General features: G+C 42.2%; 23 protein-coding genes. 13 read left to right on the top strand and 10 right to left on the bottom strand.

Going from position 1 to position 26,611, the window contains the following annotated elements:
• Positions 1-13: 13 nt before the first annotated feature.
• Positions 14-556: a primosomal replication protein PriC gene (priC, locus tag D3222_RS04575; protein ID WP_118985083.1), complete on the bottom strand. Its 543-nt coding sequence runs from the start codon at positions 554-556 to the stop codon at positions 14-16.
• A gap of 144 nt (positions 557-700) precedes the next feature.
• Here priC and apt point away from each other — a divergent pair, with 144 nt between their 5' ends.
• The 10 genes from apt to D3222_RS04525 all read left to right on the top strand — a co-directional run bounded on the left by apt (position 701) and on the right by D3222_RS04525 (position 12,790).
• Complete coding sequence (apt, locus tag D3222_RS04570; RefSeq protein ID WP_118985082.1) at positions 701-1,252, top strand: adenine phosphoribosyltransferase; 552 nt, start codon at positions 701-703, stop codon at positions 1,250-1,252.
• A gap of 97 nt (positions 1,253-1,349) precedes the next feature.
• Complete coding sequence (gene dnaX, locus D3222_RS04565; RefSeq protein ID WP_118985136.1) at positions 1,350-3,326, top strand: DNA polymerase III subunit gamma/tau; 1,977 nt, start codon at positions 1,350-1,352, stop codon at positions 3,324-3,326.
• Between the two features lie 54 nt (positions 3,327-3,380).
• Positions 3,381-3,710, top strand: a complete 330-nt coding sequence (locus D3222_RS04560; RefSeq protein ID WP_118985081.1) for a YbaB/EbfC family nucleoid-associated protein — start codon at positions 3,381-3,383, stop codon at positions 3,708-3,710.
• Positions 3,710-4,315 (top strand): recombination mediator RecR, encoded by a 606-nt coding sequence (recR, locus tag D3222_RS04555; RefSeq protein WP_118985080.1) that lies wholly within the window; start codon positions 3,710-3,712, stop codon positions 4,313-4,315. The genes D3222_RS04560 and recR overlap by 1 nt, the downstream gene beginning before the upstream one ends.
• Before the next feature lie 254 nt (positions 4,316-4,569).
• Positions 4,570-6,462 (top strand): molecular chaperone HtpG, encoded by a 1,893-nt coding sequence (gene htpG / locus D3222_RS04550; RefSeq protein ID WP_198672743.1) that lies wholly within the window; start codon positions 4,570-4,572, stop codon positions 6,460-6,462.
• 181 nt (positions 6,463-6,643) lie between these two features.
• On the top strand, positions 6,644-7,288 hold the full coding sequence (adk, locus tag D3222_RS04545; RefSeq protein ID WP_118985078.1) for an adenylate kinase: 645 nt from the start codon (positions 6,644-6,646) through the stop codon (positions 7,286-7,288).
• Between the two features lie 176 nt (positions 7,289-7,464).
• Complete coding sequence (gene hemH, locus D3222_RS04540; protein ID WP_118985077.1) at positions 7,465-8,442, top strand: ferrochelatase; 978 nt, start codon at positions 7,465-7,467, stop codon at positions 8,440-8,442.
• A 179-nt stretch (positions 8,443-8,621) separates the two neighbouring features.
• The gene (gene wzz(fepE) / locus D3222_RS04535) at positions 8,622-9,725 is read left to right on the top strand and encodes an LPS O-antigen length regulator Wzz(fepE) (RefSeq protein WP_118985076.1); all 1,104 of its coding nucleotides are present in this window, start codon (positions 8,622-8,624) and stop codon (positions 9,723-9,725) included.
• 98 nt (positions 9,726-9,823) lie between these two features.
• Positions 9,824-11,134: an inosine/guanosine kinase gene (locus tag D3222_RS04530; protein WP_118985075.1), complete on the top strand. Its 1,311-nt coding sequence runs from the start codon at positions 9,824-9,826 to the stop codon at positions 11,132-11,134.
• Positions 11,135-12,178: 1,044 nt separating this feature from the next.
• Positions 12,179-12,790, top strand: coding sequence for a LysE family translocator (locus D3222_RS04525; protein ID WP_118985074.1), 612 nt, complete (start codon positions 12,179-12,181; stop codon positions 12,788-12,790).
• Between the two features lie 423 nt (positions 12,791-13,213).
• Here the strand turns inward: D3222_RS04525 and ybaL are convergent, their stop codons facing one another.
• Positions 13,214-14,920: a YbaL family putative K(+) efflux transporter gene (gene ybaL / locus D3222_RS04520; RefSeq protein WP_118985073.1), complete on the bottom strand. Its 1,707-nt coding sequence runs from the start codon at positions 14,918-14,920 to the stop codon at positions 13,214-13,216.
• A 241-nt stretch (positions 14,921-15,161) separates the two neighbouring features.
• Positions 15,162-16,379, bottom strand: coding sequence for an MFS transporter (locus D3222_RS04515; RefSeq protein WP_118985072.1), 1,218 nt, complete (start codon positions 16,377-16,379; stop codon positions 15,162-15,164).
• A 253-nt stretch (positions 16,380-16,632) separates the two neighbouring features.
• Between D3222_RS04515 and ushA the strand changes: the two genes are divergently transcribed.
• Entirely contained in the window at positions 16,633-18,291 is a 1,659-nt protein-coding gene (gene ushA / locus D3222_RS04510; protein ID WP_118985071.1) for a bifunctional UDP-sugar hydrolase/5'-nucleotidase UshA, read from the top strand.
• Positions 18,292-18,352: 61 nt separating this feature from the next.
• Here the strand turns inward: ushA and ybaK are convergent, their stop codons facing one another.
• Positions 18,353-18,829 (bottom strand): Cys-tRNA(Pro)/Cys-tRNA(Cys) deacylase YbaK, encoded by a 477-nt coding sequence (ybaK, locus tag D3222_RS04505; RefSeq protein ID WP_118985070.1) that lies wholly within the window; start codon positions 18,827-18,829, stop codon positions 18,353-18,355.
• A gap of 216 nt (positions 18,830-19,045) precedes the next feature.
• Positions 19,046-19,858 (bottom strand): TraB/GumN family protein, encoded by an 813-nt coding sequence (locus D3222_RS04500; RefSeq protein ID WP_118985069.1) that lies wholly within the window; start codon positions 19,856-19,858, stop codon positions 19,046-19,048.
• A gap of 101 nt (positions 19,859-19,959) precedes the next feature.
• On the opposite strand from D3222_RS04500, the gene D3222_RS04495 reads away from it, so the two are divergent.
• Positions 19,960-20,127 carry an AbrB/MazE/SpoVT family DNA-binding domain-containing protein gene (locus D3222_RS04495; RefSeq protein WP_118985068.1) on the top strand — a complete coding sequence of 56 codons (168 nt, stop codon included), beginning with the start codon at positions 19,960-19,962 and terminating at the stop codon, positions 20,125-20,127.
• 90 nt (positions 20,128-20,217) lie between these two features.
• On the opposite strand, the gene copA is transcribed toward D3222_RS04495, so the two are convergent.
• A complete protein-coding gene (copA, locus tag D3222_RS04490) occupies positions 20,218-22,953 on the bottom strand; it encodes a copper-exporting P-type ATPase CopA (RefSeq protein WP_118985067.1) in 2,736 nt (911 codons plus the stop codon).
• 142 nt (positions 22,954-23,095) lie between these two features.
• On the opposite strand from copA, the gene cueR reads away from it, so the two are divergent.
• A complete protein-coding gene (cueR, locus tag D3222_RS04485) occupies positions 23,096-23,497 on the top strand; it encodes a Cu(I)-responsive transcriptional regulator (protein WP_118985066.1) in 402 nt (133 codons plus the stop codon).
• Here the strand turns inward: cueR and D3222_RS04480 are convergent.
• The 4 genes from D3222_RS04480 to D3222_RS04465 all read right to left on the bottom strand — a co-directional run bounded on the left by D3222_RS04480 (position 23,491) and on the right by D3222_RS04465 (position 26,605).
• On the bottom strand, positions 23,491-23,946 hold the full coding sequence (locus D3222_RS04480) for an NfeD family protein (protein WP_118985065.1): 456 nt from the start codon (positions 23,944-23,946) through the stop codon (positions 23,491-23,493). The two genes, cueR and D3222_RS04480, sit on opposite strands and share 7 nt — an antisense overlap.
• 2 nt (positions 23,947-23,948) lie before the next feature.
• Entirely contained in the window at positions 23,949-24,869 is a 921-nt protein-coding gene (locus tag D3222_RS04475; protein ID WP_118985064.1) for an SPFH domain-containing protein, read from the bottom strand.
• A gap of 24 nt (positions 24,870-24,893) precedes the next feature.
• A complete protein-coding gene (locus D3222_RS04470; RefSeq protein WP_118985063.1) occupies positions 24,894-25,751 on the bottom strand; it encodes a co-chaperone YbbN in 858 nt (285 codons plus the stop codon).
• 68 nt (positions 25,752-25,819) lie between these two features.
• Positions 25,820-26,605 carry an SDR family oxidoreductase gene (locus tag D3222_RS04465; RefSeq protein WP_118985062.1) on the bottom strand — a complete coding sequence of 262 codons (786 nt, stop codon included), beginning with the start codon at positions 26,603-26,605 and terminating at the stop codon, positions 25,820-25,822.
• Positions 26,606-26,611 lie beyond the last annotated feature (6 nt).

Raw genomic sequence — 26,611 nt, 5'->3', positions numbered from 1 at the left:
CTCATTTGAATCGTTAATCCATGTTCTCTTTGTATTCGATTGATTTTTCAATTCGCGTCAGAGATTGGCGGCAACGTGCTAGTCTTCCGGCTAATGCCGCGATCTCTTTCTGTATTTTTTGCTGGTTACTCAGTGTAGTTTGTTGATTTAATTTTAGCTCTCTATCATTGATCATTGCGAGCAGACGGCGTTCATAATCCTGATGTTCAGCCAGTTTGTGATACAGGTCAGTAGCTTGTTGTTTATGTTCGAACCTGCTCTCTTTTTTTCTCAGTGGCTGGGTGGACAATTCACGCCTTAATGCTTCTATTTGGGCAACTAAGCGCTCAGTCAGAAATGCAACCTGTTCGGTTCGGTGATCCTGTACACATTCTTTGAGTTGTACCATGTTGTGCCTGACCTCTTGTAGATAACCACGGAGTTTATCGCTATGTCGGTTAAATAAAGCCTGATCAAACCGGGCAGTAGAGAATGGTGTATCTGCTAATGGTGCTAGCTCTTCGGCCAGTATATCGACCTGTTTTTCGAGTAAATTTAATAACGGTTGTGTACTCATTTATACCCTGCGATGATTATGTTCTGCGAAGCAGAATTAACTTGGAACGACAAAAAATAGGCTGATGCATGTTCATCAGTTGCTTTTTTTTATCAGTTTGCATAGATTTTAGCACTCTCGTTGTTCTACTCACTGGCACCGATTATGACCGCAAACGCGCAGCAACTGCAATTTATTAAAGACAGTATTGAAACTATTCCTGATTACCCTAAACCGGGGGTTCTTTTTCGTGATATCACGACTTTATTGGATAACCCTCTTGCCTACCAGGCAACAATTAATCTTCTGGTAGAACGATATCAGGACAAAGGAATCACAAAAATTGTGGGTACTGAGGCTCGCGGTTTTCTATTTGGAGCTCCAGTTGCGTTGCGTCTCGGTGTTGGTTTTATCCCTGTCCGTAAAGCAGGCAAATTACCTCGTGAAACATTGAGTGAAACTTACGATTTAGAGTATGGCACCGATACACTGGAAATACATAAGGACAGCATTAAAGAAGGTGATAAGGTGTTAGTTGTTGATGACCTGCTGGCAACGGGTGGCACTATTGAGGCAACTGTTCGCTTAATCCGTCATTTAGATGGTGAAGTTTCTGAAGCTGCCTTTGTTATTGGCCTGCCTGATTTGGGAGGGAGTGAGCGTCTGCAAAAACAAGGCGTGAACAGCTTCACTCTATTGGAATTCCCAGGCCATTAATCTGCTTATTTTCGTATTACTAACATATCGGCCTCGCTGTCTGTAGTGAGGCTGTGTTAGCATGGTACTCAACTGTATTCGATTTTTTCCGGTATCAATGAGCTATCAGGTACTTGCCCGTAAGTGGCGCCCACAAATATTTTCTGATGTAATTGGTCAGGAATATGTCCTGACTGCGTTAGCTAATGGTCTTGCCCATGGTCGGCTTCATCACGCCTATTTATTTTCTGGCACTAGAGGTGTTGGGAAAACAACGATCGCCCGTTTGTTTGCCAAGGGGCTAAATTGTGAAATAGGTATTACGGATAAGCCTTGTGGTAAATGTGTTAATTGCCTTGAGATTGAACAGGGGCGATTTGTCGATTTAATTGAAATTGATGCGGCTTCCCGTACTAAAGTTGAAGATACGCGCGAATTGCTGGATAACGTGCAATATGCTCCGGCTCGTGGGCGTTTTAAAGTCTACCTGATTGATGAAGTGCATATGCTTTCCCGCCACAGTTTCAATGCATTATTGAAAACGTTGGAAGAGCCGCCTGAGCATGTGAAGTTTCTACTGGCAACGACTGATCCGCAAAAATTGCCTGTGACTATTCTTTCCCGTTGTTTGCAGTTCCATCTCAAATCGCTGGATATTGGTCAGATAAGTGATCAGCTTGAGCGTATTCTTAAAGCTGAACATATAGAGAGTGACAGCCGTGCTCGTCAGCTATTGGCTCGTGCTGCTGATGGCAGCATGCGTGATGCGTTGAGTCTGACAGATCAGGCTATTGCTATCGGACAAGGGCTGGTGACAGCTGAAATAGTCAGCTTGATGCTAGGAACTTTAGATGATGAACAGCCGTTATCAATTATTGAAGCATTGATTCGAGCTGACGGTCAGCGGGTTATGGCATTGGTGGAACAAGTCGCTGCGCGGGGGGCTGACTGGGAGGATTTGCTGGTAGAAATTCTTGCATTGCTGCATCGTATTGCAATGCTCCAGTTGTTACCTTCTCAGCCAGAAATCGCTTCTTCATCAATTGAAGGCCGTTTGCGGATATTGGCAAAAGCTGTTTCACCGGAAGATTTGCAACTTTATTATCAAACTTTGCTGATTGGTCGTAGGGACTTGCCGTATGCACCGGAGCGTAGGATGGGTGTTGAAATGGCTCTGTTCAGAGCTTTGGCATTTCATCCGAAAGCCGTTATTGAAGAGGTTGTGGCACCGGTGGTACATTCTGCGGTTATACCATCAGTTACAGCACGGCCGAAACATAGTGATCAGGGGGATGTGCCACCTGCTAATTATATTAATGAACCGGCACAATTGGATAGAGCTTCTCAGTCGGAGCCCCAGATACCACAGGCGCTTGCATCAAGCCCAACAGCGCAGTTGCTGAAAGCAAGGAATGTGTTATCCCGACAGCAAGAGCAAACGTCAACAAAAAAGCCTGAATCAGCTACGCCTGTTAAGATGAAGTCAGCAACTTCAGCATTGGAACGGCTTGCCGCAGTGTCAGGACAGCGACCTCAGCCATCAATAGATAAAAAACAGGAAAACAAACCTGAGAAAAAAGAAGCTTACCGTTGGCGTGCCAAGAATATTGAGGAGAAAACAGAAACTCATGTGGCCACACCAAAGGCTTTAAGAACAGCTTTGGAACATGAGAAAACATCAGAGCTGGCAGAGAAATTAACGGAAGAGTCTAAACAGAGAGACGCATGGGCCACAGAAGTTGGTAAACTTAAAATTCCTAAACTGGTGCAGCAATTGGCATTAAATGCATTCAAAGAGCAGGTTAGTGCAAATAATATCCGTTTACACTTGCGTTCGAGCCAGCGTCACCTTAATTCCGCTTTCGCACAAAAGTCATTAGCGGGGGCTTTAAGCGAGTTGTATGGCGTAACGGTTGAATTCAGTATTATTGAAGATGATAATCCTGCGGAGAAAACTCCGCTGGAGTGGCGACAAGCCATTTATGAAGAGAAATTGGCACAAGCTCGCCAATCAATTATTGCGGATAAAACTATTCAAACATTGCGGCAGGTATTTGATGCTGAATTGGATGAAGAGAGTATCCGGCCGGTTTAACCATGCTGCAATCTGTACCTTTGTACGATGTAGCCATAGCGAAGAGAGAAATCTATGTTTGGTAAAGGTGGTTTGGGCAATTTGATGAAACAGGCCCAGCAAATGCAGGACAAAATGCAGAAAATGCAAGAAGAGATCGCCAATCTGGAAGTGACGGGGGAGTCGGGTGCAGGTCTGGTTAAAGTGACTATCAATGGTGCTCATAATTGCCGTCGTGTTGAGATCGATCCAAGCCTGATGGAAGATGATAAAGAGATGTTGGAAGACCTGATTGCCGCTGCATTCAATGACGCAGCCCGTCGTATTGAAGAAACTCAGAAAGAGAAAATGTCAGGTATTTCCAGTGGGATGCAATTGCCACCAGGCTTTAAGATGCCATTCTGATGCAAACTAGTCCTCTCCTTGAATCCTTGATGGAAGCGTTACGCTGTTTACCAGGGGTTGGCCCTAAATCTGCACAGCGGATGGCTTTTCATCTGCTACAGCGTGATCGCAGTGGTGGAATGCGTTTGGCTCAGGCATTGACCAGAGCAATGTCAGAAATTGGACACTGTAAATATTGCCGGACTTTTACCGAACAGGAACAGTGTACAATTTGTGCTAATCCACGCCGTCAACAAAATGGTCAAATCTGTGTGGTTGAAAGCCCTGCGGATATTCATGCTATTGAACAAACCGGGCAGTTTGCCGGGCGTTACTTTGTATTGATGGGGCATTTATCCCCATTGGATGGCATTGGCCCAATGGATATTGGTTTAGATTGTCTTGAGGATCGTCTCTCTACTGAAGAGGTTTCAGAGGTGATTTTGGCGACTAATCCGACAGTGGAGGGAGAGGCCACTGCCAATTATATCGCAGAGATATGCTTTCAGTATGGTGTAACAGCAAGTCGTATTGCTCATGGTGTACCGGTTGGTGGTGAACTTGAGATGGTAGACGGTACAACATTGTCTCATTCAATTGCCGGGCGGCAGAAGATTACTTATTGATTTTCCATTAATGGCTTACGGTTTTATCTAGTTGGAAAGGAATAGTGTTGTAATTTTGTTTAGATCAAATCGTAAAGACTTTGAGGCGCTACATTTATGTGGCGCATGTCTCTTAGATCATTCTGCTATGATGAAAGTTATTTCAAACTCTTTTGGATAATCAAACTTGAAATTCAACTTATTTATCCCCATCTGCATATTATCGTCTGATTTTGTCTGTCTGAACTGGATTTAGATTGAGGTAATAAATGAGTATGAAAGGTCAGGAAACCCGTGGATTTCAGTCTGAAGTAAAACAACTTCTGCAATTAATGATCCATTCACTCTATTCCAATAAAGAGATTTTCCTTCGTGAGCTAATCTCAAACGCTTCCGATGCTGCTGACAAATTGCGTTTCCGCGCATTATCTGCGCCAAAACTTTATGAAAATGATGGTGAACTACGCGTTCGCCTTTCTTTTGATAAAGAAAAGAGAAGCATCACGATTAGTGATAATGGCATTGGTATGACTCGTGATGAGGTTATCGATAATCTTGGAACAATCGCTAAATCAGGAACAAAAGCTTTTCTGGAATCTATTGGTTCAGATCAAGCTAAAGACAGCCAGTTAATTGGTCAGTTTGGTGTTGGGTTTTACTCCGCATTTATTGTGTCTGATAAAGTCACTGTACGTACTCGTGCTGCCGGCGCTTCAATTGATCAGGGTGTATTCTGGGAATCTGCCGGAGAAGGCGATTACACAGTTGCTGATATTGAAAAAGAGACGCGCGGTACAGAGATCACCCTTCATTTACGTGAAGGAGAAGATGAATTCCTGAATGACTGGCGTTTGCGTTCTGTTATCAGTAAATACTCTGACCATATTGCCTTGCCGGTTGAAATTGAAACCAAGAATAAGAGCGAAGAAGAGGGTGAAGAGGACACAGTAACGTGGGAGAAGATTAATAAAGCTCAAGCTTTGTGGACTCGTGGTAAATCTGAAATTACAGATGAAGAGTACAAAGAGTTCTACAAACATATTTCTCATGATTTTTCTGATCCTCTGATCTGGAGCCATAACCGCGTAGAAGGTAAACAGGAATATACTAGCATGCTCTATATTCCATCTCAGGCTCCGTGGGATATGTGGAACCGTGAGCATAAGCACGGGCTGAAATTGTATGTCCAGCGTGTGTTTATTATGGATGATGCGGAACAGTTTATGCCGAACTATTTACGCTTTGTCCGTGGCCTGATTGACTCCAACGACTTGCCGCTGAACGTTTCCCGTGAAATTTTGCAAGATAATTCTATTACCCGTAATTTACGTAATGCATTGACTAAACGTGCATTACAGATGCTGGATAAACTGGCGAAAGATGATGCGGAAAAGTACCAGCAATTTTGGCAACAGTTTGGTCTGGTGATAAAAGAAGGTCCGGCAGAGGATAGTACCAATAAAGAAGCTATCGCTAAATTGCTGCGTTTTGCTTCTACTCATAATGACAGCTCGGCACAAACAGTTTCTCTGGAAGAGTATGTTAGTAGGATGACGGAAGGTCAGGATAAGATCTACTACATCACCGCAGACAGTTATGCTGCGGCGAAAAACAGTCCTCATCTGGAGTTGTTTCGTAAGAAAGGTATTGAAGTTCTGTTGCTGTCAGATCGCATTGATGAATGGATGATGGGATACCTCACTGATTTTGATGGTAAAAAATTCCAGTCAGTCAGTAAAGCCGATGAATCCCTGGATAAACTGGCAGATGAAAACAAAGCTGAACAGGAAGAAATTGAAAAACAACTGGAGCCGTTTGTTGAGCGTGTGAAAACATTGCTTGGTGATCGAGTAAAAGAGGTTAAATTGACTCACCGTCTGACTGATACTCCGGCAATTGTGACTACAAATGCAGATGAAATGAGTACGCAGATGGCGAAATTATTTGCTGCGGCAGGTCAACAGGTGCCGGATGTTAAGTACAATTTTGAACTGAATCCTGATCATCAGTTAGTAAAACTGGCTGCTGATATCAGTGATGAAGCTCAATTCGCGGATTGGATTGAACTGTTGCTTGATCAGGCATTGTTTGCTGAGCGTGGCACGTTGGAAGACCCAAATCAGTTTATTCGCCGTATGAATCAGCTATTGTTGTCTGAGAAAGCTTGATTTAATCATTTTTGGTGACGATTGGAAACCACGCCTCTGATAATGTGATGGGGCGTGGTTTATTTTTATAGAAAAATATCACGAAATCGTTTACCTGTTTCCTTGAGCGAACCCCATGCTAAATGGTATGGTGACTCGTTTTCTCAAAATATAAAAACTAACTAGCAAGGGGATTTACGCAATGCGTATCATTCTGCTGGGCGCTCCGGGCGCCGGTAAAGGGACTCAGGCGCAATTTATCGTGGAGAAATATGGGATCCCTCAAATTTCTACTGGCGATATGTTGCGTACTGCGGTTAAGGCTGGCACAGAATTGGGTTTAAAAGCGAAAGCGTTGATGGATCATGGTAAGCTGGTTACCGATGAACTGGTTATTGCTTTGGTCAAAGAGCGCATCAAACAAGATGACTGCCGTGATGGTTTCTTGTTGGATGGGTTCCCCCGTACTATTCCCCAGGCTGATGCAATGAAAGAAGCGGGTATTAATGTTGATTATGTCTTGGAATTTGATGTTCCCGATGAACTCATTATTGAACGTATCATTGGGCGTCGTATACATGCGCCATCTGGCCGTGTCTATCACATCAAATTTAATCCGCCGACAGTAGAAAACAAGGATGATATTACGGGTGAAGAGTTGACCGTTCGTAAAGACGATCACGAAGATATCGTGCGTAAACGTTTAGTTGAATACCATCAACAGACAGCACCTTTAGTATCTTACTATCAAAAAGAAGCAGAGGCAGATTATACCAAATATTTTAGAATTGATGGTACTCGTAAGGTATCTGAGATTAGTGAAGAATTATCTAAAATTTTGGATTAATCAACCTAAATGATTCTTAGAGGGCGACTAATAAGTCGCCTTATCCTATATTATTTATTTACTGTATCAGGTAAATTAGTCGGTTTTTCTTCACTGTTTTCGTAGATAAACATGATTTTCATCTGTATTTTATTATGTTAGGGTTTTCACCAGCGAAACAATAAAGGATCGACATAATGAACAACGGTAAATTTGGTGTTTTATTAGTTAATCTTGGCACTCCTGATAAACCGACAACTACGGCTATAAGACGTTATTTAGCTGAGTTTCTTAGTGATAAAAGAGTCATAGACTTATCTCGATTTATCTGGAAGCCAATATTATATGGTTTTGTTTTGCCTTTCCGCTCTTCACGTGTAGCAAAGTTATATCAGAAAATTTGGACTGATGAAGGTTCTCCTCTGTTAGTATATGGCCGTCGGCAACAGAAATTACTGGCAGAAAGACTTGCTGACATCCCTGTTGAACTGGCAATGAATTACGGTTCTCCATCTCTTGAACAAGCGATTGACAACTTACTTAAGCAGAATGTTGAGCAGCTGATTGTTTTACCACTTTATCCCCAATATTCTGGTTCCTCATCTGCGGCTGTATTTGATGGTGTCAGTCTAGTATTACAAAAATACCGCACTATTCCTGGGATTCACTTTATTCGTAGTTATGCTGATCATCCGGCTTATATTTCCGCACTGAAAGAAACTATTGAGCAGAGTTTCGATAAGCATGGTCAACCGGACAGATTATTGCTTTCCTATCATGGTATTCCGCAGCGTTTTGTTGATACGGGTGATATTTATGCTGAGCAGTGTAAATTAACAACACGGTTGCTAAAGCAAGCTATTCATTATCCGGCAGAGCGGGTAATGATGGCTTATCAATCACGTTTTGGTCGTGAGCAATGGCTGACACCATACGTAGATCAAACTATGAAAACTCTACCTAATCAGGGAATAAAACATATTCAGGTACTTTGCCCTGGTTTTTCGTCTGATTGTCTGGAAACGCTGGAAGAGATAAAACAGCTAAATAAAGAGATGTTTCTTAATGCTGGTGGGGAAAAATTTGAATATATTCCGGCGCTTAACGACAATGCTAGTCATATTTTACTACTTGAAGAGTTGGTCAACGGGTTGGTCAGAAACAGAAATGAATAGTGATAGGATTAATCTATCATTAGGGTCCATTGGCTTTTTAAGGTATATTGCTACACGGATGCCAGCCTCGTGGAACTGCCATACTTGTTTCAGAGTAAATGGGAATTAACCTATAGGCGCAGTGGAATGATGTTCTGTATATCAATGAGTAACAGCATATTTGAATTTGGATATAAATAATGAGTAATAAACCGATTAAAGGCACTAATTTCAGTGAAGAATATTTTAATTATTACAATTCAAAACGAGATGATGAAATTGATTTGTTTGAGTTATTCTCTGTTTTATTTCAATCAAAGTTATTGATTATTGCTGTTACTATCCTTTTTGCTGTCATTGGCTTTGCAGCGGTATCTTTGATGCCACAAAAGTGGAGCAGTTCAGCTTCTATTGTTAAACCTCAACTTGAAGAGATACAGCCACTTAAAAATCTTCTGACTAAGTTCGAGGTTTTAAGTTTACAATCATCAGTAACTTCGTCGTCACTGTATAATAGTTTTTTAAATAATTTTAATTCACGGGTTTTACGTGAAGAATATCTGGTTAATACAGAATATTTTAAAAATCTGGTGGCTAAATCAGGTGATCGCTCACCACTTGCAGAAAGAAAACTTATTGAAAAGATTGTGAATGATAATATTTCATCTTCTTCAAAAGCGGAAAAAGATGATGAAAATAGTGAAACTAAATTGACTTTTAGTGCTGGAACCTCAGAAGATGCATATAATCTGTTAAATGGCTATATTGACTATGTGTCGTCTATTGTCCATGAACAGGTGAAGAGTGAATTAAGCGATATGGTGAAACAAAAGCTTGCTTACTCTGAAGGTTTGTATAGCGTTGATTTAAACCGTGTGAATAATATACAGGAAGCTAATATTGAGCGATTGAAATATGCATTATCTATCGCCAATTCGGCAGGAATTAAAAAACCTATTTCCAGTGAAGGGGCGATGATCAAAGACGATCCAGATTATTCCATTGCTTTGGGTGCTGATGCATTACAACGTAAGCTGCAAATTACGGAGGAGATCAAAGATCCAGCCTTGATTGATGCTGATTTACGTAACCGATTGTTTTATATAAAGGAGCTGAAAGCGCTTATAATAGACAAAGTTAACTTCCAACCATTTAGATATATGCAGGCTCCTTATGAGCCAACAGCGAAAGATTCACCAAAGCGTCTACTTATCTTAATAGGCGGTGCTTTCCTTGGGCTGATCTTGGCTGTGGTGTTTGTTTTAATTCGTCATATGGTACGTAGTCGTCAGCAAGCGGTTTAAGTTTTCCTTGGCAGTAAATGTCGTCGTGACATTTGCTGCCTGTCAGTTTTTATTGTGCTAATATGCTGCACCTTTTGGCGTCATAGCATCAATCAAAAATGAAATTCCCTGGTAAACGTAAATCAAAACACTATTTTCCCGTCAGTCTGCGTGATCCTTTACTCCAGCCAATTAAAGAGATGATGGATGGTGAGAATAACCGAGCTTATATCGTTGGTATCGATCAGACATTAGTGGATATTGAGGCGAAAGTAGATGAAGATTTTATCCAGCGCTATAACCTCAGCCAAGGGCATTCATTAGTTATTGAAGATGATGTAGCTGAAACCCTGTATAAAGAACTTACTGATAATAATCTTATTAGCCACGAATTCGCGGGTGGCACTATTGGTAATACTTTACATAATTACTCAGTTCTTGCCGATGATCGTTCCGTCTTACTGGGTACTATGTGCAGTAATATTCAGATTGGTAGTTATGCTTACCGCTATTTATGTAACACGTCTAGCCGGACTGATCTGAACTACTTACAAGGTGTGAACGGGGCAATTGGGCGTTGTTTTACGCTAGTAACGGAAAATGGTGAGCGCACTTTTGCCATTAGTCCTGGGCAAATGAATCAACTTAAACCGGAAAGTATTCCTGAGAAGATTATTGCTGAAGCTTCTGCTTTGGTATTGACTGCTTACTTGATTCGTTGCAAGCCGGGAGAACCCATGCCAGAAGCAACCATGAAAGCTATCGAATATGCGAAAAAGCATAGTGTGCCTGTGGTTCTGACGCTAGGGACAAAATATGTTATTGCTGATGATCCACAATTGTGGCGTGATTTTCTGGTTGAGAATATTTCTGTTCTAGCAATGAATGAAGATGAAGCTTATGAGCTTACTGGTTTCAGTGATCCACTATTGGCTTCAGATATTGCATTGGATTGGGTCGATTTAGTTTTGTGTACTGCGGGGCCGGCTGGATTATATATGGCAGGTTATACGGAAAAAGATTATATGCGTCAGACAACCCACCCATTGTTACCGGGTGCTATTGCTGAATTTAATCGTTATGAGTTCAGTCGCGCTATGCGTAAATCTGATTGCCAAATCCCGATGAAAGTTTATTCCCATATTGAACCTTATATGGGGGGGCCAGAAAAAATCATGAATACCAATGGGGCAGGTGATGGTGCTTTATCTGCTTTACTGCATGATATAACGGCCAACAATCACCATAGAATGAATGTGCCTAATTCCAGTAAACATATCCGTACTTATCTGACATATTCATCACTTGCTCAAGTGTGTAAATATGCCAACAGAGTTAGTTATCAGGTATTGAGTCAGCATTCCCCTCGATTAAGCCGTGGTTTACCTGAAAAGGAAGATAGTTTGGAAGAATCTTACTGGGAACGATAATTATAAAATTCTGGCACCGTATAAATTAATGCGGTGCTGAAATTTAGGTATAAAATTATTTATTAGGATTGTGAATGGTAGTTAGGATTTATTTTATTATAAGTAATGATTTTTCGTTGAATGTATAAAAGCCAAAGTATCTCGTTATTATTTATATATCTGTTTGAATAAATTCACATAATATTTGAATCTATCTAGAATGTTTATATCACTTAGATAGCAATAATATGTAAATTGAATTCTCTGTTTGTCTTTTATCTTTCAATGATCCTTTTGTTCTATGTATGGAAATTCCACATGATGGCGTATTGCTAATATAGTTGGATGTCGTTAGTATTACCAACACTAATCATGCTGATTTAATTATTTCTCTAATTTTTCTATTTATTTTAGGAGGGATTAGATAAAGGATGATTTTGAACTAAAATCACATTTTTTAAAAATCTTGGAACTGAGTTTTCAATTGTTGATTCTACTAATTATAATCAAGATGATTGGCTAGAAAACATTCCTTCATTAGTAATATGTTGAAATGATATTGGCTGTGTATTGAAATGATATTCTTTATATATTGAAATGATATTGCCCATATATAGAAATGATATTAGTTATACATGGATTGGAGCTGCTATATTTTAGGAATATTCCCCAAGTTGATACGGAATTTCATATTTTTGTATAGTATTGATATATGGATTAGTGTTTTCTGATGCTAATTTAGATAACGAAACTTTGGCGATGATTGATAACTAAGAAGGATCATTTAGCGAAATACTTTTTGTTTTCTGTAATTATTTTATTTTGTTGCCTATATTAGGAAAGATTTTTTGTATCTTTTATTACTGAATTGGAGTTATTGAGATTACTAACATTTAGAGAAAAGACGAGACTAATAGCTATTAAGTGAAAGTAATGGTATTTAATGACCATAACTTATTATTGTTAATTTAGAGAGAAGGAGGAGCATGATGAAATTTTTTACTAAAAATTTCCTATTATATTTCAAATGATTAATTATTATGCATAACAGCCATTGAGGATACTATGAATAGTTACTACGATTATATAAGAATTGCCAGTATGGTGAGCATGGTCCTAATTATGCCAGGACCAACAAATACGCTTTTGGTATCATCTGGATATTCACATGGTTTTATTAGTACACTCAGGCTGATATTGGCTGAGGCATTTGGTTATATAACAGCAATTAGTTTGTGGGGATTATTTTTATCCACAGCCTCGCACACTTTTGTGTGGTCACTGGTCGCCTTAAAGGTTTGCGCTTCGACATACATTGCTTATCTAGCCTTGAAAGTTTGGCATTTCTCATTAGACAAAAACAAGACGAAAGTCCATTTTGTCACGGTATTATTTACCACACTGTTGAATCCTAAGGCTTTTGTGTTTGCTACATATGTATTTCCTCTTACTGCATTTACTTTGTGGTCAGAATACATTCCATGCATGACAGTTTTTGTTTGTGCATTATTACCCGTTTCCCTGATTTGGGTTGGGGTTGGGAAAATGCTATGTATAGAAAAGTTAGCAAAAGGGAGTTTAAAGCCTGATTTGTTTTATCGTCTTGCTTCTTTAGTGTTATGTGTTTTCTCAGTCTCAATGTTTTACACGTCAATGAAAGGTGTTTTATATCTTTAACGCAATGAAATGTTTGATATTGCGATCTTCTGATTAATTGGCTTTTTCATGAGGCTAATGGTGATTGAAGGTGGCTGAAATTGTGTAGAGTGTCTTTATTTTAATTGGGTAAATACCATGATCATGTTAAGTAACGCTAAAAATTCAATGCATGGTATTTACCTTCCCTATTAATAAAAAACATTTACCTCAATGAGTTGCTGAATCTTGTTTTGAATGGGCTAAGGATTAATTGATAATCCGATTGATTTTTGTTGTACAGAATTGAATAGCTACTTTAGCTGAAAGTTTTGCTCCCTCTGAGCTGCCCTTATCATTGGTAGTTAAAGTGATAAGAACGGCTCATATGGTTCATTATAGAATAGAAGGGAAAACCCTACTCAGTAATGAATAGGGAATTATTCCATCAATAGTCGCTTTTCCTCAAAGTAATGGCGAAAAGGACGAGGCAGGGGGAGGCTCAGTTGGATAGCCTTGCTCACTGTTGGCTAATACACTTGCCATTGTTTTGGCAATTTCATGCTCACCAATAATGACGTGGCTAGCCCCACGCTCCGTGATATAGGTAACTTCATCGTCATAGTCAGCTCGGACAATGATATTAATATCTGGGCGTACTTCTCTTGCACAGGCGACAATCTCACCCGCTTCATAGCCATTAGGAATAGTCAGCAGGAGGGAGCAGGCGCAATCCAAGCGTGCCAATGACATAATATCTTTGCTGGCAGCGTTGCCCATGACCGCACTGATACCTTGTTCACCGAGTTCCTCAAATTTGGCTCTGGTGTTTTCAATAACAACCAGAGGGATCCCTTTTTCCTGCAAGCGTTGGCATAGCAAGCCGCCGATACGCCCGTAGCCGACAACGATAGTGTGACCGCAGATATCGACAGGAATTTGCGTCTCTTCTTCCAACGTTTCTTCCAATAACTGTTCTTCAATAGTTTCTGTTTTTTCCAGATAGCGATCCAACAGGCTAAATAGAACTGGGTTTAGCATGATAGAAACAATCGCGCCCGCCAGAACAAGGTTACGGGCATTTCCATCAAGCAGGCCGAGTGCAACCCCAAGACCAGCCAGAATAAAGGCAAATTCACCGATTTGCGCCAGACTGACTGAAATCGTCAATGCGGTCCGGCGTGAGTGGCCGAACATCTTTACGAGTAACATTGCAGCGGCGGACTTACCAATAATAATGATTGCCAACGTTGCCAGTATCGATAGCGGTTGTTGAATGAGGACCATTGGGTCGAACAGCATGCCAACGGAAACGAAGAACAATACGGCGAAAGCATCTCTGAGTGGCAGCGTATCCTGGGCGGCACGGTGGCTTAGTTCTGATTCGTTCAGTACCATACCGGCGAAGAACGCCCCTAGTGCGAATGAGGCATCAAACAGAGCAACGGCACCGTAAGCGATACCCAAGGCGATAACCAACACGGCAAGGGTAAATAGTTCCCTGGAACCGGTACTTGCCGTTTTTGCCAGTACCCACGGGATTAGACGGCGGCCAACAACAATCATCAGCAAGATAAAAGCGATAACTTTGCCGACTGTCATGGCGAGTTCCATAATTAACTGCCCGATATTGGCTTCTTTATTACCAAGAATACCGGCAGCCGCGGGCAGTAATACCAGAGTCAGCACCATCGCCAGATCTTCGACAATCAGCCAGCCAATAGCTATTTGACCTCGTTGGCTATCGATCAATTGGCGCTCTTCTAGCGCTCGTAACAGAACAACGGTACTGGCGGTTGATAGACAGAGGCCAAAGACGATACCGCTAAATAATTCCCAACCCAGTATTGCTGATAGCCCTACTCCAAGTAGTGTCGCGACCAGTATTTGTGCAATAGCACCAGGGATAGCAATGGATTTTACTGCTAGCAGATCTTTGAGTGAAAAATGCAGTCCGACACCAAACATCAATAAGATGACACCAATTTCTGCCAGTTCGGGGGCCAGTGATGCATCAGCGACAAAACCAGGAGTGAAAGGACCAGCGAGTACTCCCGCAGTGAGATAACCAACCAGCGGTGAGATTTTCAGGCGTTGTGCCAACATACCAAGCAGATAAGCGATAAAGAACCCGCCAACGATAGTGGTGATAAGTGGTGTCGAGTGCTCCATTAAGACTCCTTCTTGCTGAGGCTAGTAAATAGCATAGTGAAGAGGTAGGTGTAACTGTATTTTATAGATAATTCGAGGTAAATTCGCTAAAAAAATGAATAAAACATCAAAAAATATGGGTTGAAAGGATTAAATTACCCGTAACAGGTATTTGTGTTGTTCTATTTGAATATTTATGAGGTAAATAAGCACTGTTCCCACATAAAAAGTAAATTTTATGTGGGGTTGTATGGTGATTTTTCTAGTTATTATCTTCTATATTAGGTAATAAAGCGGTAAATATGCCAAGTAACGGTAGAAAAGCACAAATCTGATAAACCAGTTCAATACTTGTTCTGTCCGCGATATCACCAAGTACCGCTGCGCCAATACCTCCCATACCAAAAGCTAGCCCGAAAAACAGGCCGGATACCATCCCTGTTTTACCTGGAATAAGTTCCTGAGCGTATACCAGGATTGCAGAAAACGCAGATGCCAGAATCACCCCAATAATCACTGATAGAATACTTGTCCAGTACAGAGAAGCGTAAGGCAGAACTAATGTAAAAGGTGTAACTCCAAGGATAGACATCCAGATAACATACTTTCTGCCGATCTTATCACCAAGCGGTCCACCAATAATGGTTCCTGCCGCAACTGCGAATAAAAAAATAAACAGGTGAAACTGAGCGCTTTGTACGGAAATGCCAAATTTGTGTATTAAGTAAAAAGTATAATAGCTACTGATACTGGTGAGATAAAAATATTTGGAAAATATTAAGATTAGCAAAATAGCCAAGGAGCCTATCACGGTTTTTCTTGATAAAACTTTGGCGGCAATGTCAGTTTTAGCTTGATTTTTCTTGATGTAATTCTGAGCGTTATACCATTTACTGATCTGTAGTAGCACGATGATGCCCAGTAATGCTGCCAAAGAGAACCAGCCAACGTTGCCTCTGCCATAGGGAGCAATAAATAGAGCGGCTAGCAAGGGCCCAAGGGAGCTGCCAAAATTACCGCCGACTTGAAAAAGAGATTGGGCTAAGCCGTGGCGACCACCGGATGCCATACGTGCTACGCGCGATGATTCCGGGTGGAATACCGAAGAACCTGTTCCGATTAATGCCGATGCTAATAGAATTAATGGGAAATTGTTGGCATAGGCCAGCAGTAATAGACCGGATAAGGTGAAACTCATCCCAATGGGTAATGAATAGGGCTGTGGATGTTTATCAGTATAGAGACCTATCAGTGGTTGTAATAAAGAGGCAGTAATCTGATAGGTCAATGTGATCATGCCGATTTGCACAAAACTTAGGTTGAATTCTAATTGTAGTAAAGGATAAATCGCCAGAATCAGCGATTGGATCATATCGTTCAATAAGTGTGAAACACTGATTGCACCAAGAATAGTAAAAACGGTATTCCTGGTTTTTCTTGGGTGAGATGGAACTGTGGTGGTATTGCTTTGTTCGCTCATATTAGCTGCCAACCTGTCTTAATCAATAGTCAGTATATTGGTTATTTGTTGAATTTTAATACATATTAGGTAGAGAGTTGATTTTTTACTATCTTGGATATAGTTTTATAGTATTCTCGTAAAGACGAAACAAAACATGTTCTAATAACTGCATAACATAACCTGTCTCAAGAAATGACCAATTTATCCCGCCTTGTTAGCTTTTAAAGCTGTTTTTGCATGGCAATTCACTAAAAAAGCATGGAGATATACCATGAAACTCTCGTTCAAGACCTCAGCTTGTGCTTTGGTTGTATCTATAGCACTACTTCCAGCAATCGCAAATGCATGGGAGAAGGATAAAACCTATGACATTACCATTTTGCACACTAATGACCATCATGGTCATTTTTGGCATAACGATTATGGTGAGTATGGTTTAGCTGCTCAAAAAACGGTAGTTGATGAAATCCGTCAGGAGGTCGTAAAAAAAGGGGGTAGTGTGTTGCTGCTTTCCGGCGGAGATATTAATACCGGTGTACCAGAGTCTGATCTGCAAAATGCCGAACCTGATTTTAAAGGCATGAACTTGGTGGGCTATGATGCAATGGCGTTGGGTAACCATGAGTTTGATAATCCTCTGTCAATACTGCGTCAACAGGAAAAATGGGCAACTTTTCCATTTCTGGCTGCCAATATTTACCAGACAAGCACCGGTAAACGTTTGTTCAAGCCTTATACCATTTTCGATAAACAGGGTGTGAAAATTGCAGTTATTGGCCTGACGACTGATGATACGGCGAAAATCGGTAACCCGGCTAATTTTCCTGATGTTGAATTTCGTGTTCCCGCTACAGAAGCCAAAATGGTTGTTGAAGCACTAAAGAGAGATGAAAAGCCAGATGTGATTATTGCCGCAACCCATATGGGGCACTATGACAACGGTAATCATGGTTCTAATGCACCAGGTGATGTTGAAATGGCTCGCAGTTTGCCTGCGGGTTATCTGGATATGATTGTCGGTGGTCACTCACAAGATCCGGTCTGTATGTCTGCGGAAAATAAAAATTATAAGCAGATCGATTATGTGCCAGGAACGCCATGTTCACCGGATCGTCAGAATGGTACCTGGATTGTTCAGGCTCATGAATGGGGTAAATATGTCGGCCGAGCTGATTTTCAATTTCGTAATGGTGAATTAAAGCTGACTCACTATCAGTTGATCCCTATTAACCTCAAAAAGAGAGTACAGAAGGAAGACGGTTCTACTGAGCGTGTTTACTACACTCACGAAATTGCCCAAAATCCGGAAATGATGCAGTTGTTGACGTCGTATCAGGATAAAGGTGATAAACAGCTTGGCGTAAAAGTGGGTTATGTTGAGGGTAAATTGGAAGGTGATCGCAACAGGGTTCGTTTTATTCAGACTAATATGGCTCATGTTGTTCTTTCTGCCATGATGGAACGCGCGGGTGCTGATTTTGCGATTATGAGTGGTGGTGGTATTCGTGATTCGATTGAATCAGGTGATATCACTTATAAAGATGTGTTGAAAGTGCATCCATTTGCCAACACATTGGTTTACGTTGATATGAAAGGCAGCGAAGTCGAACAATATTTGGCGGCGATTGCTAATATGCAAGTTGACTCTGGTGCTTATGCACAGTTTGTGAATGTTAGTCTGATTGCTGATGGAAAAGGTGTTAAAGAGGTAAAAATCGGTGGAAAGCCACTAGAGCCGAATAAAACTTACCGCATGGCAATGCTTGACTTTAATGCTATCGGTGGTGATGGCTATCCACATGTTGATAATTATCCAACCTATGTCAACACCGGTTTTGTTGATGCAGAAGTTTTGAAAGACTATATCGAGAAGCATTCACCATTGAAAGCGGCTGATTATGAGCCAAAGGGTGAAATTATTTATCAATAATCCCTGATAGAAGGATAAATCGAAAGGGTTGCAATTTTGGCAGCCCTTTTGGGGTAATAATTTAAATTTTTGCAATATCAGCGAAATTGCCTCTCACCAACCTACAGAGATCAGACAACGCCAATTCAATATCTAACCCTCGTTTACCACCAGAGACAAATATAGTTGGGAACTGTTGCGCCTGGTTATCAATAACTGTTGGTAAGTGTTTTTTCTGTCCTAACGGACTGATCCCGCCGACGAGATACCCTGTTACTTTCTGGGCGATTTGGGGATCAGCCATCTCTGCTTTTTTGACTTTAAAAACTTTGGCGACCTTTTTTAAATCCAATTCACCTGAAACGGGAGTGACGGCTACCACCAAATTTTTAGTCTCACCATTAAGTGCAACCAGCAAAGTTTTAAATACTTGCCTGGCATTGAGTCTTAATTTCTTTACTGCTTCATCACCAAAGTTATGCTCATTTGTGTCGTGTTCATAGGTATGAAGAGTAAAGCTAACTTTCTGTTTCTCTAACAAAATGATCGCAGGTGTCATGATTTCATTACATAGGATAATTTTGTAATTAAGGATAACGGATGAAATGGAATGATGGAATTGATAATCTAACCATGGCTCTGTTGCTTGTATACAAACAGGTAATATCCCGAACTAAGAATAACGAAAATGACAGGTTATTCCTCTTTGATTGGCCAATACTTCTTTGACTGGGCAACATTTCTTTGACTGGTCAATAGTAATATTGGCCTTTTTTTAATCCTGTTCTTCCGCCAGCATCTGAGGCAAATTCCCTTCACCGTACAGATGCAAAGCACCAACAGCGACAAGATATCGACCGGTAGGTAATTCCCGTAAACGCTTATTCCATCGTTTATTACGTTCAGTCATCAATAGTTGGTATATCTCTTTACTGAAAGTTGTTGGTAAAACATGTTCTTGTTGCTCAGGTTGATAGTCCATCCACCAACTGATCATTGTTTGTAAAGCGCGGGCATTTGCGTGCCAATGGGTTAATGTATCTTCCAGTAGTGGCAGGCCGTTATTGGGAATTTGATTAAGTAAATTAATTTGTGATTCAGTACCTTCTAGTTCAATAATCGTTTTCCCTTGAGCTTTGGCTGCATTCAGTAGCTGATAATCGATACCGTAGTGGGGATGCAATCCAAGGTTTTGTGCTTGTCCAGCTTGTAAAATTAAAGCGATTTGCCATGAGGGTAATAAATTGAGGAATTCTTCCTGCTGTTGGATTTCATTGCAGCAGTCTTGAAAATTCTGATACATTTCAGAAGATAAACGTTGTTCGATACGGTGATATGATTGAAACTCATCATGAAATGGGGAGTCTGCCTGAGTAATATCTGCTTCCACGATTAAGGTATCGGACTGATTAAGCTGTTCTAGCAATATTTCCGAAAGTGGGAACATATTTTTCGTACCCATGTGAATACTGCCTACCAGGTGCAAATGTCTATCACCTGCCAGTATAATATCGTGAGCGGGATAGGGATAACGGTGGGAAGACTTTATTCCCAATATATTGGTAAGGTGTTTAATCAGTCGTCCCATTTGTGTTCCGGTTTAGCATTTATATTTTTAAGGTGACTATCAATATTATAGCTGTACTTCCGCTGTATCTTTATTTATTTCCATAGAATTGGAGATTTGCGGTGACATCTATCTATGAACTTGCAACATTGAATTCCAAAGGTCAGATAACGATACCTAGGTCTATCCGCCAGGCATTAGGCATTGATACAGGTAGTAAGCTGGCCTTTGAGTTGCGTAATGGTAATGTTAACGTCAAGTGGCTAAGCGCTTTGGCCGTTAATTTGTGAATTAGAATGGGGGAAATGTAGAGTGCGATTATTGATACCGCACTTTTACAATCCCCCCAACAGCGCCAAAGCAGATTCATTTCTTGAGGCTTAGGATTTAGGCTTAAACCTCAGTAATCGATTAGCATTACTCACCACCGTAATTGAAGAAAGTGCCATTGCCGCACCTGCTATTACAGGATCTAACAATGTTGCGGTAAAGGGATAGAGCACACCAGCGGCGATCGGAATCCCCAATATGTTGTAGATAAATGCGCCTAATAGGTTCTGTTTCATATTGCGCAGAGTGCCTTTGGACAGTTCAACTGTATCGGCCACACCGTGTAGACTATGGCGCATCAGTGTTATTGCTGCGGTTTCAATGGCAATATCACTACCCCCTCCCATTGCAATGCCCACATCAGCCTGCGCTAAGGCAGGCGCATCGTTAATACCATCCCCCACCATGGCAACCTTGCGACCTGCTGCTTGCAGTTTCTGAATAGCCTCAGCTTTGCCATCAGGCAATACACCCGCAATCACTTGATCAATACCTGCTTCTTTTGCAATCGCATTGGCAGTCACTGGGTTATCACCGGTCAACATCACTAAACGGTAGCCCTGGTGATGTAATCGTTCTAATGCGGTTAGGGTATCTTCACGCAGTGGATCGCGAATTGACAGCACGGCGGCAACTTTGTTTTCTGCTGCCAGAATAACCGGCGTGATGCCTTTTCCTGCCTGTTGCGCAATTAGCGGTTTTAATTCCTGCGTATCAACTTGATTTTGTTCTAGCCATGCTTGATTACCCAGCAACAATGTTGTGCCATTCACTTCACCACTGATACCTAGTCCAGCTAGAGTGCGGAATTGTTCAACTTGCGGCAACGCCAGTCCTGCGGTTTTGGTAAGAATGGCTTTAGCTAATGGATGGTTAGAACCTTTTTCCAGTGCACCCGCCCAACGCAATACCTCTTGTTCACTGCACCCATTGAAAGTATGGATATCAGTCACTTGAGGCATGCCTTCCGTCAGCGTACCGGTTTTATCGAAAACAATGGTATCCAATGTGCTAGCTTGTTGCAGCGCATCGGCATCCCGAACCAGCACCCCAAATTCCGCCGCTCGGCCGACACCAGAGATAATTGACATAGGGGTTGCCAACCCAAGGGCACAGGGACAGGCAATAATCAGCACCGTGGTAATAATAACTAATGAATACATGATCTGTGGTGCTGGCCCTACCAGATACCAAATAGCGCCGGCAATCAGGGCAATCGCGACAACAACGGGAACAAACACAGAGGAAATTTTATCTGCTAACTGACCAATTTCTGGCTTACTGCTTTGTGCCTGACGAACCAGTTTAATAATTCGTGCTAATGTTGTCTGACTGCCGACTGCGGCGGCAGTAAACAGCACTGTACCGTCTTGCACTGTCGTACCGGCATGGATGTTATCGCCTTTGGATTTTTGCTGTGGAATCGGCTCGCCGGTGAGCATTGCCTCATCTATCCAAACTTCACCTTGAACGATTTCACCATCAACAGGGACACGATCACCGGTTGTCAGACGTAACGTCATGCCGGGTTTGACGTCAGCCAATCGCATCTCTTTTTCGCCATCTTCTGTCACCACGCGGGCAGTCGGTGGTGTCAGATCCAGCAGACGTTCCAGAGCTTTTGAGGAGCGCTGACGGGCACGTTGTTCCAGAGCATGCCCCAGATTTATCAGGCCGATAATCATCGCGCTGGCTTCATAATAGAGATGACGGGCTTGTGGTGGAAAACTATCTGGCCATAGGTTAACACTGATGGAGTAAAGCCAGGCCGCACCTGTTCCCAATGCCACCAATGTGTCCATTGTCGCACTACCATTTTTCAGGCTTTGCCACGCATTGCGATAGAAGTGACCACCGGCAAAAATCATCACGGCAAGCGTGATAACGCCAATAGTCAGCCAGATATAATGGTTTTCAGGTGTGAGCATCATATTATCGCCCATCATGCCCCACACCATCACGGGAATACCGACGACCAATGCTAATGCTGACTGCCAACGAAAACGGCGCATATTAGCGTCGGAAACTTGTTGTTGGCGTTCACGCCGCTCAGTTTCGTCCTGAATCAGTTCTGCGCCATACCCGGCTTTTTCTACTGCTTTAATCAGTGCCTCCGATGAGGCACTACCGGTAATTAAAGCGCTGCGTTCAGCAAGATTCACTCTGGCATTTTCCACGCCATCAACACCTTGTAATGCTTTCTGAACTTTATTCACACAGCTAGCGCAAGTCATGCCATCCAACAGCAATTGGATGCTCTCATCGTTATCACTCACAACGGAGGCATCCGTTTTTTCGACCGGAACGGAGGAGATTGCCGCTGCCAACGGTTCCGGTCTGTTTGAAGCAGGTAATGTCAGCGGCTCAGATTTTGGGGAGTTTTGACTAGAAGGCAGTTTTGCGTGGTAACCCGCCTGCTCAACGGCGGCAATCAAGGTATCGGCATCGGCTTTACCGTAAACTTTAGCTGTTTCAATATTCACTTTTGCGGCAATAACGCCATCTACGGCTTCCAGCGCTTTACGTGTTTTACCTGCACAATGCATGCAATTTAGGCCAGAAAGCGCCAGTTCAACATCAGGTTGGTTGGCGATTATCGCGTCGTAACCGGCTGCTTTAATTGTTTCAATTAATGATTCAGCAGAGGCTTCGCCGGTTATTTTGGCATAATCAATCGTAATATCCGCCTGTTCCACATCTGCGCGATTTACTAGTGCCTTTTTCACACTGCTAACACAGTGCATACAGGAGAGTCCCTGCAAGGTTAAAATAGTTGTGTGTGACATAAAAAAACCTCCTAACACATAGTGATGTAATTATTCTTCACATCGGTATGATAATTGATGATGATATCTACACAGTTCAAGTGAATTTCTGACTTGTTGCGAAGGTTAAACCTTCCCACAAGGGTAAGGTCAAGGGGAAAAAATGAACATTAGTGAGATTGCCCAAAAAACCGGTCTTACCAGCAAAGCTATCCGGTTTTATGAAGAAAAAGATCTGATTACACCGCCGGAAAGGGGGGATAACGGCTACCGTTATTATCAGCAGAAACATATTGATGAACTAACGCTGTTGCGCCAGGCGAAACAAGTGGGTTTTACGCTCGATGAATGCCGTGAGTTTTTAGTGTTATTTCGCAACCCCAATCGTCATAGTGCTGATGTAAAAGCGGCAACATTGCATAAAGTGACTGAAATAGAAAGGGCGATTGAAGAGTTGCAAAAAATGAGAAGTAAATTGTTATCTTTGGCGGAAGAGTGCCCCGGTGATGATGGGGCTGCATGCCCCATCATAGATCATTTATCAGGTTGTTGCTCTCATCACTGAGAACTGACTGGCTTTACTTTCAGGGTAATGCCATCAACAGCGATTACTTCTACTTCGGTATGGGCTGGTAGTTCACTATCACAGTGAACTCGCCAGCTTCCATCAGCCAGTTTGACCCGGCTGTAACCATTTTCAGTATCTGTAGTCAGTTTGGCTCGGATACCGATGAGCTGGTGGTCTTTCTGGTTCAGGGTATCGCTGCCTTTTGATGGGCGGCGACGTAACCAGTAGCGCCATAGCATTGCGGAAAGTAGCGTTAGAATGGCAAACAAAATGCCTTGCCATTCCCAGTCTATTCCTGGTAGCAACCAGGTGACAAATGCAACAACGATAGCGGCTATACCCGTCCATAACAGATAGCCGCCGGTTCCCAGAAGCTCTGCAATTAACAGTAAGCCGCCGAAAGAGAACCAGAGCCAAGGGGTTTGTGCCGCAATCTGTGCAATCATGGTTATTTACCTTTTTTGCTTTCGCCAATCAGTTCAGTAATACCGCCAATCGCACCCATTAGGTTGCTCGCTTCCAGAGGCATCATAATGACTTTGCTGTTATTGGAGGCGCCAATACTGGTCAGTGCATCCGTATATTTCTGGGCAACAAAGTAGTTAATTGCCTGCATGTTACCGCCAGCAATCGCATCGGACACCATTTTAGTTGCGCGAGCTTCCGCTTCGGCGGCACGTTCACGTGCTTCTGCCTGGAGAAATGCCGATTGACGTTCCCCTTCTGCTTTCAGAATTTGAGACTGTTTTTCCCCTTCTGCTTTCAGAATAGCTGCCTGACGGATACCTTCCGCTTCCAGAATATCAGCACGTTTTGTGCGCTCCGCTTTCATCTGGGCGTTCATGGCAGAGATCAACTCTTTTGGTGGACGCACATCACGGATTTCAATACGGGTAATTTTCACCCCCCAAGGGTTAGTGGCTTCATCAACAATATGTAATAGACGGCTGTTGATGGAATCACGTTGCGACAACATTTCATCCAGTTCCATTGAACCCAAAACGGTACGGAAGTTGGTCATCGTCAGATTGATGATAGATAGCTCAAGGTTGCTGACTTCATAAGCAGCTCGAACAGGATCGACAACCTGAATAAAGCAGACCGCATCAATGGTAACATTGGCATTATCGCGGGAAATCACTTCCTGTGAAGGAATATCTAGCACTTGTTCCATCACATTAATTTTACGGCCAATGTGATCGATAAAAGGGACGATAATATGCAAACCCGGCAATAAAGTTCGGGTATAACGGCCGAAACGTTCTACCGTCCATTGATAGCCTTGTGGCACTGTTTTTACGCAAGTAAAGACAATAACCACCGCAATGAATATCAGAATGGGTACGGCACCAAAAGCGAATAAATCCATAGCAATTCCTTACAATTAAATAAATCAGTAAAGCAGCGAGTAAACCTGGCGACGATATTTCGAAGCCAGGGTATTACCGGTCCCCATTGCAGACATAATATCCATCATTGTTTTCCGTACTGCACCGTTGGCAGCGGAAAGGTCCTTTTTCAGGAAGCTGAGTAATAATTCCAGAGCTTCTTCATTACGGCTAACTTCGTGCAGTTTCAGCGCGAGCTTAACAGCCAGCTCTGCATTTTCCGGTTGAATGGCGAATTCTTGCTGCAATTGTTGGATCTCTGGTGTATCCGCCGCTTGCTTTTGTAACTCAATTTGAGCCAGTAAACTGTGATAATGAGTATCTTGATCCTGTAATGGAATAACACTCAAAATTTCCTGGGCCTCTTCTATATTATTGAGCATAATTTGCACTTCGGTCAACATAAGTGCAATTTCACTGTTTTTGGGGGCTAATTGCCAGGCTTCTTTCAATAACGGTAGTGCTTCCTGATGTTTTCCTGCTGCGATAAGCTCCTCAGCTTGAGCGGCTTTCAACTCTTCTGGCTTGGGTAATACGCGGGCAAGCATCTCTCTAATAACTTGTTCAGGTTGTGGCCCTTGAAAACCATCTACGGGTTGACCTTGCTGCATAATATAAACCGTAGGAATGGCACGTAAGCCAAACTGGGAAGCGACCATTTGTTCTTTATCGCAATCCACTTTTGCTAATATGAATTGATTTGCATATTCTGCCGCCAGTTTATCCAGTGTTACGCCTAATTCCTGACAATGAGGGCTACGTTCAGACCAAAAATAAAATAAAACAGGCACAGTCATAGACTGTTCAACGGTTTGATGCAGGTTGCTTTCGTTAATATTAATTCCAGTAGAGGTTGGTAACATATAATTAGTCTCTTAAATTTGGTTGTCGCAGGGTATGATTAAATAGATTGAGGTTATTTTCCTAACTTTCAAGTTGTACCACTCTGTTTACTCAATATCTTATCCATGACTCTTCCTGGCAAAATCCGGCGCATGATAGTGACCGCGTGGGTTATCCAAGTCACTGGATAACGTAATTTAGGGTTCGGACTTTCCAAAGCATGAATCAGTTTGCGCACAACAGCTTCGGGGGTTAGGGTAAAATGGCGGGCGATCCTGGAGTTTCTGACAGGTTTATCACTTTGCGTTTGATTCACGTTTTCTGTAAAACGTGTTTTTATCGGGCCAGGGACAATCAGACAAGCTTTGATTCCTGTTCCGGCTAATTCCATTCTTAACGCATCTGACCAGGCTTCCAAGGCATATTTACTGGCAGAGTAAGCACCGCGGCCTGGGGTTGAAATCAGTCCCATAACTGAACTGGTTTGGATAATACGGCCTTCACCATGAAGTTGCATTGCTGGAAGTAATAGACAGGTAAGTTGATGTGTACCAAATAGATTGGTAGAGAATTGCCGTTCTAGTTGTTCACGACTGATAGTATTGAGCGGGCCATAAATACCAAAGCCGCCATTATTAAACAGTCCGTAAAGACGGCCATTGGTTAGCCTGATGACCTCGGCGGCGGCGCGTTCAACACTCATTTTGTCATCAAGATCCAATTCGATAGGTTCCAGTCCTAACTCGCGCATGCGCTGTAAATCTGCGGGTTTCCGGCAAGCTGCCAAGACTCGGTAGCCCCGCTGATGTAGTGTTTTGGCCGCCACCAGACCAATTCCACTGGAACAGCCTGTGATAAGAACTGACTTTTGCATAACTTT

Origin of the sequence: Photorhabdus sp. CRCIA-P01, assembly GCF_003545805.1 — a bacterium.
GTDB lineage: Bacteria > Pseudomonadota > Gammaproteobacteria > Enterobacterales > Enterobacteriaceae > Photorhabdus > Photorhabdus antumapuensis.
This window is presented reverse-complemented; position numbering and strand designations above follow the sequence as displayed.